At 64.2% G+C, this 8,232-nt stretch carries 6 protein-coding genes; all 6 read right to left on the bottom strand.

The annotated features are described in order from the left end of the window. Positions 1 to 63: 63 nt before the first annotated feature. The 6 genes from murG to VGO04_RS17710 all read right to left on the bottom strand — a co-directional run bounded on the left by murG (position 64) and on the right by VGO04_RS17710 (position 8,115). Entirely contained in the window at positions 64 to 1,188 is a 1,125-nt protein-coding gene (gene murG, locus VGO04_RS17735; protein WP_327497293.1) for an undecaprenyldiphospho-muramoylpentapeptide beta-N-acetylglucosaminyltransferase, read from the bottom strand. 3 nt (positions 1,189 to 1,191) lie between these two features. After that, positions 1,192 to 2,346, bottom strand: a complete 1,155-nt coding sequence (gene ftsW, locus VGO04_RS17730; RefSeq protein WP_327497292.1) for a putative lipid II flippase FtsW — start codon at positions 2,344 to 2,346, stop codon at positions 1,192 to 1,194. Between the two features lie 99 nt (positions 2,347 to 2,445). After that, positions 2,446 to 3,837, bottom strand: coding sequence for a UDP-N-acetylmuramoyl-L-alanine--D-glutamate ligase (gene murD, locus VGO04_RS17725; RefSeq protein WP_327497290.1), 1,392 nt, complete (start codon positions 3,835 to 3,837; stop codon positions 2,446 to 2,448). A 7-nt stretch (positions 3,838 to 3,844) separates the two neighbouring features. After that, positions 3,845 to 4,945, bottom strand: a complete 1,101-nt coding sequence (mraY, locus tag VGO04_RS17720; protein ID WP_327497289.1) for a phospho-N-acetylmuramoyl-pentapeptide-transferase — start codon at positions 4,943 to 4,945, stop codon at positions 3,845 to 3,847. A 267-nt stretch (positions 4,946 to 5,212) separates the two neighbouring features. Continuing rightward, on the bottom strand, positions 5,213 to 6,652 hold the full coding sequence (locus VGO04_RS17715; RefSeq protein ID WP_327497288.1) for a UDP-N-acetylmuramoylalanyl-D-glutamyl-2,6-diaminopimelate--D-alanyl-D-alanine ligase: 1,440 nt from the start codon (positions 6,650 to 6,652) through the stop codon (positions 5,213 to 5,215). After that, positions 6,652 to 8,115, bottom strand: a complete 1,464-nt coding sequence (locus tag VGO04_RS17710; protein ID WP_327497287.1) for a UDP-N-acetylmuramoyl-L-alanyl-D-glutamate--2,6-diaminopimelate ligase — start codon at positions 8,113 to 8,115, stop codon at positions 6,652 to 6,654. Before VGO04_RS17710 ends, VGO04_RS17715 begins: the two co-directional genes overlap by 1 nt. Positions 8,116 to 8,232 lie beyond the last annotated feature (117 nt).

The raw sequence follows: 8,232 nt of genomic DNA, 5'->3' as shown, positions 1-8,232 counted from the left end.
TGCCGCTCATGCCGATGCCGCCGATACCGATGAAATGGACCAGCCCGATGGTTTTCGGCATTTTCATGAGCGTGTTTCCCTGAATTTCTCGACTGTCAAACCGCTGGCAATAGCCTCTACGAGGGATGCAAGCAAGCTTGCTGCGTCCGGCTTGCCGGTTTCCCGGGCATTTGCGGCCATCTCAGCGAGCGATTGCGGGTTTTCGACAGCATCCTTGAGGATGCCGGCGAGACGGTCGGCGTTAAGCTCGCCTTGAGCGATCACCCGCGCGCCGCCCTTGGCGGCGAGCGCTGCGGCATTGGCCGCCTGGTCATGGTCGAGCGCATAGGGATAGGGCACCAGGATAGAAGGCCGCCCGACGACTGCAAGCTCTGACACCGTCGAGGCACCGGAGCGGCAGATGACGAGCTGGGCGCCGGCGATACGCTCCGCCATGTCGGTGAAGAAGGGCGAAACCTCGGCGGGAACGCCAAGCTTCTCGTAGGTGGCGATCACGCCGTCCTTGTCTTCCGGCCGCGCTTGCTGGGTCACCTTGAAGCGCTGGCGATCCGCGTCTTCGAGCCGGCAGATTGCCTGGGGCACCGCCTTGGAAAAATACTGCGCGCCCTGGCTGCCGCCGAAGACGACGAGATGAAACGGCGCATCGCCGGTGGCCGCGACATAGGGCACGTTGGCAGCGGCAAGCACCGCCGGGCGCACCGGGTTGCCCGTGGTCACGGTCTTTGCGGCAAAGGCGCCCGTGCCCTCCGGCAGGAAGCCGCCGGCAATGGCCCTGACGCGGGAGGCAAGCGCCTTGTTGGCGCGGCCCATCACGGCGTTCTGCTCGTGGATGATCGAGGGGACGCCCATGCCGGTTGCGGCAAGCAACGGCGGCACGGTCGGGTAACCGCCGAAGCCGACGACGGCCTTGGGTCTCAGCCGCGCGATCAGCTTGCGCGCGGCGCGCATGCCGGTCCAGAGCGTCCAGAGCGACTTCGCCACACTGATCGGGTTCTTCGAGCCGATCGTCGCCGAGGGAACGACATGCACCTCGTCGGCCGGGAACTTGCCGGCATAGCGCTCGGCGCGGCTGTCGGTAACGAGATGGACCGAATAGCCCATGTCCTTCAGTTCATGCGCCAGCGCTTCTGCCGGAAAGAGGTGGCCGCCGGTACCGCCGGCGGCAAGCAGGATGATGCCTTTAGTCATATTTTACTCCGCCGGCACGCCAATGCCGGACCGAAACAGGCTGCGCTCCACGGCGCGCTTCTCCGGGCGGTGACGGGTCAAGGCCAGGATGAAGCCGGCGGTGACGCAGATCGCCACCATGGACGAGCCACCATAGGAGATCAGCGGCAGGGTCATGCCCTTTGCCGGAAGCAGTTCGAGGTTCACGCCGATGTTGATCATCGACTGGATGCCGATCTGGAGAACTAGGCCGGCAACGGCGAACCGGTTGAAGTCGTTGCGTTCGCGGAAAGCATGGTTGAGCCCGCGCATCACCAGGAAGGCGAAGATCAGAACGATGACCATGCAGAAGACGATGCCGAATTCTTCGGCCGCAACGGAAAAGACGAAGTCGGTGTGGCTGTCTGGAATGATGCGCTTGACGATGCCTTCGCCCGGGCCCCGGCCAAACCAGTCGCCACGGATGATCGCCTCGCGCGCCGTGTCCATCTGGAAGGTGTCACCTTCGCCGGTCATGAACTTGTCGATACGCGCGGCCACGTGCGGTAGCATCGTGTAGGCGACGAAGAAGCCGCCAAGCGCTGCCCCGCCAAGCAGGATAATCCAGAGCCAGGGCATGCCGGCCATGAAGAACATGCCGCCCCAGACAGCGGTCGTCAGGATCGTCTGGCCAAGGTCGGGCTGGGCGACGAGAAGCGCGGCGACGATACCGAAGAGCAGGATGGCGAAGAGATTGCCGGGAATTTCCGGCTGGCGCGCATGCTCGGAAAAGAGCCAGGCGCAGACGACGACGAAGGCCGGCTTCATGAATTCCGACGGCTGGATCGAGATGCCGGCGATCGAAAGCCAGCGCATCGAACCCTTCACCTCTTCGCCGACGAAGAGCACCAGCACCATCATCCCAAGCGAACCGGCAAGCAGCAGGATCGCCGCTCGCCGCACCTGGCGCGGCGACAGGAAGGATATGCCGACCATGACCACCAGTGACGGCAGCAGGAACAGCGCGTGACGCTTGACGAAGTGGAAGCTGTCGAGGCCGATGCGCTCGGCAACCGCCGGGCTTGCGGCGAAGGACAGCATGAAGCCCACCCCCATCAACAGGATGAAGGTCGCCAGAAAGAACCTGTCGATCGTCCAGAACCAGTCGGCCACGGGGCCACGTTCGGCTCGGCTTACCATCTTGTCAGTCCCCTTCTCCGGCGCCCATTGCGCCAAACGTCCGAAACCCCGGCATCACGTCCATCCGCCGCGCGCCGATGGCGCGTCGGCCGGATGGCATCAGATCAGCATCGTTATGCCTTCGAGCGCGCGCACATGGCCGACGAAGGCATCGCCGCGCACCTCGAAGTTCTTATACTGGTCGAAGCTTGCGCAAGCCGGTGACAGCATCACCGCCGCAGGGCCAGCCTCATCCTTGGCCGCATCGCGTGCGGCATGCGCCACTGCCTGCTCCAGCGTGCCTGAAATCTCGTAAGGCACCGCTTCGCCAAGCGTCGCGGCAAAGGCGGGAGCCGCCTCGCCGATCAGGTAGGCCTTGGCGATCTTCGGGAAGAACGGCGCAAGCGTCGTGATGCCTCCCTCCTTCGGCAGGCCACCGGCGATCCAGTAGATCCGCTCGTAGCTCGAAAGCGCCGGCGCCGCCGCATCCGCATTGGTCGCCTTGCTGTCGTTGACGAAGACGACCGTACCCTTGCGACCGACCGGCTGCATGCGGTGCTTGAGACCGGGGAAGCTCTTCAGCCCGCTCATGATCTCCGCCGCGCTGACGCCGACCGAAAGGCAGGCGGCAATGGCAGCGGCCGCGTTCTGGGCGTTGTGGCCGCCGCGCAGCGTCTGGATGCCGTCAAGATCGACAAACAGGCTGGACGTGCCGCCTTCGGCCTTCAGGATGCGTGAGCCCTCGGCATAGAGGCCGCTTGCCAGAACATGGCGGCGCGAAATGCGCACGACCTTGGTGCCGGCGCGCTCGACGCGATCGGCAATGAGGGCCGAGAAGCTGTCATCGACGCCCACGATGGCCGTGCCGCTGCCGGCGACCAGCCGTTCCTTGATGTCGGCATAGTGCTGCATGGTGCCATGGCGATCGAGGTGATCGGGCGTGAGGTTCAAGAGAATACCGGCGGTCGGGTTCAGCGTCGGCGCCAGATCGATCTGGTAGGACGAGCACTCGACAACATAGAAACGACCGGCTTTCGGTGGGTCGAGGGTCAGCACCGCCGTGCCGATATTGCCGCCAAGCTGCGTGTCGCGGCCGCTTTCGCGCAAAACATGCGCGATCAGCGCCGTTGTCGTCGACTTGCCGTTGGTGCCGGTAATGGCAATGAACGGGCAATCGGGCGCATGCGCCCGGCGCTCGCGCACGAACAGCTCGACGTCGCCGATGATCTCGACACCGGAGGCATGGGCGAGGTCAACGGTCCAGTGCGGCTTCGGATGGGTAAGCGGCACGCCCGGCGACAGCACGAAGGCGGCAAAGCCGACCCAGTTGACCGAACGCAGGTCCGCCGTCGGGACACCGGCTTCGGAAGCCTTGGCGACGCTGTCGGGATTGTCGTCCCAGGCGGTCACCTCGGCACCACCCGCCACCAGCGCTTGCGCCGTGGCGAGCCCCGAGCCGCCGAGACCGAAGAGTGCGACCTTCCTGCCCTTGAATGTGGTGACCGGGATCATCGTCCGCTCACCGCAGCTTGAGGGTGGAGAGACCGACCATCGCCAGGATGACGGCGATGATCCAGAAGCGGATCACGACCTGGCTTTCGGTCCAGCCCTTCTTTTCGAAGTGGTGGTGGATCGGCGCCATCAGGAAGACGCGGCGGCCGGTACGCTTGAACCAGAAGACCTGGATGATGACCGACAGCGTTTCCATGACGAAGAGGCCACCGATGATGATCATGACGATCTCGTGCTTGACGGCGACGGCAACGGTGCCGATCAGGCCGCCGAGTGCCAGCGACCCGGTGTCGCCCATGAAGATGGCCGCCGGCGGCGCATTGAACCAGAGGAAGCCGAGGCCCGCGCCGATCACGGCACCGAGAATGACGGCAAGCTCACCGGTGCCGGGCACGAAGTGGATCTGCAGGTAGTTGGCGAACACAGCGTTACCGGCAAGGTACGCGATCAGGCCGAAAGCCGCAGCCGCGATCATGACCGGCACGATCGCGAGACCGTCCAGGCCGTCGGTCAGGTTCACCGCATTGCCCGCGCCGACGATGACGAAGCCACCGAAGAGCACGAAGAAATAGCCGAGATTGAGGACGAGGTCCTTGAAGAACGGGAAGGTGACGGAGGAGCCGAAGGTCGAGCCGGACGTGCCGCTCGAAAGCGAGGCCTGCATCATGAAGAACACGGCGATGGCGGCGATTACGAACTCGATGCCGAGGCGCGCCTTGCCGGAAAAGCCCTTGTCCGACTGTTTCGTAACCTTCAGGTAATCATCGTAGAATCCAATGGCGCCGAAACCGAGCGTCACGAGCAGCGTCGAAACGACGTAGACGCTCGAAAGGTCGGCCCACAGCAGCGACGAAACGACGATGCCGGCCAGGATCATCAGGCCGCCCATGGTCGGCGTGCCGGCCTTCTTGAAGTGCGTCTGCGGCCCGTCGGCGCGGATCGGCTGGCCCTTGCCCTGGCGAATGCGCAGCGACGCGATCATCGCGGGTCCGAACAGGAAAACGATGATGGCCGACGTAAACAGCGCTGCACCGGTGCGGAACGTGATGTAGCGAAAGAGATTGAAAAACTGAAAGTGGTCCGCCAGTTCCACGAGCCAAATGAGCATAAGGGACCTTTCCCCAAAGGTTTCCTGCACACGCCCTTAGATCGGCACCGACGTAAGGACAAAATTATGCAGCCGTTTAAAAATGCTGCAGCGACCTTTGCGCGTCTTGGCGGACGCGCGGCGCTGCAAAATCAGAAACTCGTCCATCAGAATCACCTGAAAAACGATACGCGCTAACATGTGAAATCGTTAGGGCGCGCCCACCTAACACCAGGCTGTATCCACCGCGACCTTCATGGGCGGCGTCACCGGCTTATCCCTCGCCGGCTATCCCTCGACTTCGGGCTGCTCGGCTTCGGCGTCCGGATAGGCGTCGATCAGCGCATGCACGATCTTCGCGCAGCCGGTGCCCTTCGACGACTTGACCATGACGACGTCGCCGGGAGCGACCGCGTCGAGCGTGTAGGCCTTCAGGTCCTCGACACTTTCGCGGTAGACCACCGAGATTTCCGGCGGGAGCGCGTCGCGCAGATGCGCCATCAGCGGCCCGGCAAGCCAGACATCGGTGATCCCGGCTTCGACCAGCGGCCGGGCAAGGGCCGCATGCACCTCGACGCCATGCTCGCCCATTTCCAGCATGTCGCCGAGAATAGCGACGCGGCGGCCGCCCTCTGGCGGTTGGCTGTCGCGCAGAAGAGCGATCGCTGCGCGCATCGAGCTCGGATTGGCGTTGTAGCTTTCGTCGATCAGCTTCAGCGTGCCGCCGCCGATCGACAACGTATGACGCCGCCCCCTACCCGTTTCGGCCTGCATGGTCGCAAGGGCCGATGCCGCATAGTCGAGGTCGCCGCCGGCGAGCTTGACGGCGGCAAGCACCGCCACCGCATTCTCGGCGATGTGACGCCCTGGCGCGCCGATCGCGACTTCCAGCGTCCGCCCACCGATGCCCGCCCAGAGGATCGAGCCTTCCGCGCCAGGGCTGAACTCGACGAGGCGGAACTCCGCCTTCGGATTGGCGCCGAAGGAATGGATGTGGCTGACGCCGGCGGCAGCTGCTGCGTTTTCCAGGAGCTTGTACTGCGGGCTGTCGTGAATGATCAGCGCATGACCGCCATTGACCACGCCTTCGAAGATCTCGGCCTTGGCCTCGGCGATCTGGTCGAGGCTCTCGAAATTGCCGAGATGGGCGGCAGCGATGCTGGTGACGATGGCCACGTGCGGGCGCACCATGGCGGTCAGCGGCCGGATCTCGCCCGGATGGTTCATGCCGATCTCGAAGACGCCGAAATCGGTTGCCTCGGGCATGCGCGCAAGCGTCAGCGGCACGCCCCAATGATTGTTGAAGGAGGCGACGGACGCATGCACGCGGCCCTGCGGCTGCAGCACATGGCGCAGCATCTCCTTGGTCGTCGTCTTGCCGACCGAACCGGTGACGGCAATGATCTTGGCGGCGCTGCGGTCGCGCGCCGCGCATCCGAGCCTAATCATCGCTTCGAGCACGTCGTCGACGACGATCATCGGCGCAGTGAGGCGCCCGAGCGCCGGCAGCTTGCCCTCGCTGACCACCAGCACCGCCGCGCCATTGGCAAGCGCAATGCCGGCATAGTCATGACCGTCGACCCGGTCGCCCTTGATCGCGAAGAAAGCTTCGCCCTTGCCGATCGAGCGGCTGTCGATCGAAATGCCGTTGATGCCCTCGGGCAAATTGCCCATCGGCCGACCGTTCATTGCGGCCAGAAGATCGCTGCTTGTCCAGAGCCAGTTCATCAGAAGCCTCCCAAGGCCTTACGAACCTCAGCATGGTCCGAGAAGGGCAATGTGACCGAACCGACCGTCTGCCCCTCCTCGTGCCCCTTGCCGGCAACGATCAGCGTGTCGCCGGTCTTCAGCATGCCGACGGCGGTGCGGATTGCCTCGGCGCGGTCGCCGATCTCGATTGCGCCCTTGGCCGCAGCCATGATTTCGGAACGGATCACCTCAGGCACTTCCGAGCGCGGATTGTCGTCGGTGACGATCGTCACATCGGCAAGCCGCGTGGCGATTTCGCCCATGATCGGGCGCTTGCCCTTGTCGCGGTCGCCGCCACAGCCAAAGACCACGACGACGCGGCCGGTCGTGAACGGACGCACGGAAGCGAGCACGTTTTCCAGCGCATCGGGCTTGTGGGCGTAGTCGACATAGGCGAGCGCGCCGTCCTTGGTCTGCCCGACCAGTTCGAGCCGACCCGAGGCGCCCTCAAGTTTTTCAAGCGCCGAGAAGGCCGCCTTGGCGCTGATGCCGGTCGACATGGCGAGACCGGCTGCGACCAGCGCGTTGGCCACCTGGAAGTCGCCGGCAAGCGGAATGTGGATTTCGAAGATGTCATCGCCGACATGGACTTCCGCCGATTGCTTGTGGCGGAAATGTTCGACGCGCTTCAGCGAGATGTAATCGCCCTTGCGGCCGACGGTACGCACGTCGAGCTTGGCCTTGCGGGCAGCGGCGATCGCCTGTTCCGACCATTGGTCGTCGGCAAAGATCACGGCCGGCGCGCCTTTCGGCAGCAGCGCATCGAACAGCCGCATCTTCGAGGCCATGTAGTGCTCGACCGTCGGGTGATAGTCCATGTGGTCCCGACCGAGATTGGTGAAGGCGGCAGCGGCAAGCCGCACGCCGTCGAGCCGGCTCTGGTCGAGGCCGTGGCTGGAGGCTTCCATCGCCGCATGGGTGACGCCGGCGTCAGTGAGTTCGGCAAGCAGCTTGTGCAGCGACACCGGATCGGGCGTCGTCAGCGAGCCGTAGTCGTTGCGCCCGGGAGCGACAACGCCTGTCGTGCCGATCATCGCGGCGGCGAGACCGGAGTGCGCCCAGATCTGGCGGGTGAAGGAGGCGACCGAAGTCTTGCCGGCAGTTCCGGTCACAGCGACCATGGTTTCTGGCTGGCGACCGTAGAAGGCAGCAGCAGCACGCGCAAGAAAGGCGCGCGGTTCGGAGAGCTTCAGGACCGGTGCGGTCGAGGCATCGAGGTCTGCATCCACTTCGGTGACGACTGCAACCGCGCCGCGCTTCAGCGCGTCGGCGACATAGGCGCTGCCATTGGCCTTGCTGCCGGAAACCGCGACGAAGAGATCTCCTGGCTGAACCTGCCGGCTGTCAGCCGTCAGTCCGGCAACGTCGATTTCGGCGGCAGCACCGCTCAGTTGTGCCGAAAGTTCCGGGAAATTCGGTCCCGCCAGGTCTTTGATCTTCATGAACGCACGTCTCGCATCGATTTCGATCCGCCAGAATCGCGAATCGTCCGCATTCTCATTTCATGTCTAATAAGACACAAGCAAGGCAGAACCGTCTTCTCCAAACTTTGGTTCGAC

The sequence above is a fragment of the Ensifer sp. genome (assembly GCF_035999185.1).
Lineage (GTDB): Bacteria > Pseudomonadota > Alphaproteobacteria > Rhizobiales > Rhizobiaceae > Ensifer.
Note: the sequence above shows the minus strand (reverse complement) of the source record. Positions and strands in the feature narration are given on the sequence as shown.

Excerpts from the sequence above, each read along its gene's own strand:
- ftsW (WP_327497292.1), bottom strand. The coding sequence starts at position 2,346 with ATGGTAAGCCGAGCCGAACGTGGCCCCGTGGCCGACTGGTTCTGGACG.
- murD (WP_327497290.1), bottom strand. The coding sequence starts at position 3,837 with ATGATCCCGGTCACCACATTCAAGGGCAGGAAGGTCGCACTCTTCGGT.
- murG (WP_327497293.1), bottom strand. The coding sequence starts at position 1,188 with ATGACTAAAGGCATCATCCTGCTTGCCGCCGGCGGTACCGGCGGCCAC.
- VGO04_RS17715 (WP_327497288.1), bottom strand. The coding sequence starts at position 6,652 with ATGAACTGGCTCTGGACAAGCAGCGATCTTCTGGCCGCAATGAACGGT.
- VGO04_RS17710 (WP_327497287.1), bottom strand. The coding sequence starts at position 8,115 with ATGAAGATCAAAGACCTGGCGGGACCGAATTTCCCGGAACTTTCGGCA.
- mraY (WP_327497289.1), bottom strand. The coding sequence starts at position 4,945 with ATGCTCATTTGGCTCGTGGAACTGGCGGACCACTTTCAGTTTTTCAAT.